1 protein-coding gene is annotated in these 540 nt (G+C 68.0%); it reads right to left on the minus strand.

Translation table 11 applies throughout. From position 1 onward, the window contains the following. The coding region (locus ACLEJW_RS23215; protein WP_440778327.1) for a contractile injection system protein, VgrG/Pvc8 family at positions 1-540 on the minus strand (540 nt) is incomplete at both ends.

Consider the following 540-nt stretch of genomic DNA (forward strand, 5'->3'; position numbering starts at 1 on the left):
CTGTCGGTGAACAGCTCATGGCCGTTGGGCGAGACCACCACGGCGGTCTGCGGACCGGGGGAGGTGGGCTTGGTGTGCTCGAAGGGGCTGCGGTACGGCGCGCTGTGCAACTGGCCTTCGAAGTGGCTGGTGAAGAAGCCATAGGACGCTTCGCTCAAAGCCGAGCCGAGCAGACCATCGTCGGGTGCCGGGCGCACGGTCTTGAACAGCGGCGCAAGGCTGCCGGGCGCTTCGCGGCGTTGCTGGGCCATGGGCAGGTTGCTTTCGGCGAAGAACTGCACCTCGATCAGCAGAAACTGCCGGTCCTCGGCGGCCTTGCGCGCGTACAGCGGATGCTGGGTCAGTTCGAACCAGCGGCCGGCCTGCAACTGGCGCACGCCGGCTTGGCCGTGCACGCGGCGCGCCTGGGATTCGCGCTGTTCGATCTGCACGCGGCTGAGCCAGTCGCCGCGCTCCTGTTTCTGCCAGTTGTACTGGCCCTGGTATTCGTAACGCTCCAGCGCGGCAGGGGCAGAGGCGGCCTGCAGGGCCGGCATCACG

Source organism: Pseudomonas sp. SMSB3, from assembly GCF_052041965.1.
Taxonomy (GTDB): domain Bacteria; phylum Pseudomonadota; class Gammaproteobacteria; order Pseudomonadales; family Pseudomonadaceae; genus Aquipseudomonas.